Genomic DNA, 1,885 nt, shown 5'->3' on the forward strand with positions numbered 1-1,885 from the left:
CGCGCGGTGAACGAGCTCACCCCGCCGGGATCCAGCGCGTACGTGGGCGGCTTCGTGTACGCGCGCGACCTGTTCGAGCCTGCGCAGTGCCCGTCGAGCAACCGCGCCGAGATGTTCTACATGCTGGCGGCCGATCCTGGCGGCACGGTGAACGGCAACGTCCGCACGGTAGACTTGGTCAAGAGCAAGACGGTGGGAACGCTGGCCCACGAGTTCGAGCACCTGATCAACGCGTCGCGGCGGCTGCACGTGAACGGCGCCACGAAGTTCGAGGCCACGTGGCTGGACGAGGGGCTGGCGCACGTGGCCGAGGAGCTGATGTTCTACCACGTTTCGGGGAAGAGCGCGCGCGCCAACCTGGGCGGAGCCCAGCTGTTCGACGGCGGCGCGGTGCAGAGCGCCTGGTTCTCGTACATGGAATCCAACACGGGGCGCCTGCGCCAGTGGCTGCTCTCGCCGACCACGGGCGGCTTCTTCCAGGCCAACGACAACCTGCCCACCCGCGGCGCGGCCTGGTCGTTCCTGCGCTACGCGGCCGACCGCAAGGGTGGCACCGAGGGCGCGTTCTGGGCGGCGCTGGTGAAGACGGTGCAGGACACGGGGCTGGTGAACCTGCAGAACGCGCTGGGCACCGACCCCATGCCGTGGGCGCGGGACTTCGTCGCGGCCACGTACGCCGACGATGCGGTCGGCGGCGGAACGCCGGCGCAGTACACGCTCCCCAGCTGGAACGTGCGTGACATCATCGACAACTGGATCAACTACACGGCGGGCGACCGCTATCCGCTCGCCGTTCGCGTCCCCACGAACGGCGTGACGGACAACATCACCATGGCGTACGGCGGCGCGGCGGCGTTCTCGCGCGTGGGAGTGCCCGCCAGCGCCTTCGCCTCCGTGCGCCTGCGGGTGGGCGCGGGCAACCCGCCGTCGACCGTACGCGTCGCGGTGTTCCGCCGGAAGTAGGCGCCTGGCGCTGGCGAGCAGAAGAGGCCCGTCCGGATGATCCGGGCGGGCCTCTTTCGATGGTCGAAGTGCGCTCGTGCGTGTCCGGGTCAGCCGATCCCCATCAGCACGATCAGCGCGGCGCTCAGGCTGATCAGCACGATGAGCGATCCCGTCACCGCCGCGATCACCCGGCCGCCGACGCGCCCCAGCACCCGTACGTCCACGCCCAGCCCCAGCGCGGCCATGGCGGCTACGGTCATCCACCGCGACAGCTCGCGCACCGGCAGCGCCACCTCGGCGGGGATGGCGCCCAGCGACCGGGCAGCGGCGAGCACCAGGAAGCCGGTGATGAACCAGGGGACGAAGGCGCCCGGCGCCAGCTTCTGCTCGCCGATCCTGCGGTTGCGCACGGCGAAGAAGACCACGACCGGACCCAGCAGCAGCACGCGCACCAGCTTGACGAGCGTCCCCACCTCTCCACTCAGCGCGCTGACGGGAAAGGTGGCCGCGATCACCTGCGGAACCGCGTACACCGTCATTCCCGCCAGCACGCCGTAACGGTACGCGTCGAAGCCCAGGAGCGGGATCAGCAGCGGCAGGCCCAGGACGACCACCACGCCCAGCACGGCGGTGAAGGCGATGGACGACGCCACGTCCTCGTCGTCCGCGCCGATGACGGGTGCCACGGCGGCGATGGCGGAGTTGCCGCAGATGGCGTTTCCGCAGGCGATCAGCGTGGCCAGGCGCGGGTTCAGCCCCAGCGCGCGGCCGATGCCGTAGCCCGCCACCAGCCCCGTGGCGACCACGGCGAGGATGGCGATCACCAGCGGCGCGCCGGCCCGCAGCAGCAGGGGCAGGTTCACCGACGCGCCCAGGAGCACGAGGGCCACCTCCCGCACCTGCTTGGCCGTCAGCTTGATCCCCGGCTCCCACGGAGGGC

1 protein-coding gene and 1 pseudogene are annotated in these 1,885 nt (G+C 71.1%); one reads left to right on the forward strand and one right to left on the reverse strand.

The annotated features are described in order from the left end of the window. Positions 1 to 963, forward strand: a pseudogene (locus VIB55_RS07825) (hypothetical protein); the annotation flags it as partial. An 89-nt stretch (positions 964 to 1,052) separates the two neighbouring features. On the opposite strand, the gene VIB55_RS07830 reads toward VIB55_RS07825, so the two are convergent. Further along, a partial coding sequence (locus tag VIB55_RS07830) for a YeiH family protein (protein WP_331876117.1) occupies positions 1,053 to 1,885 on the reverse strand: 833 nt, incomplete at its 5' end.

The organism is Longimicrobium sp., from assembly GCF_036554565.1.
Taxonomy (GTDB): domain Bacteria; phylum Gemmatimonadota; class Gemmatimonadetes; order Longimicrobiales; family Longimicrobiaceae; genus Longimicrobium.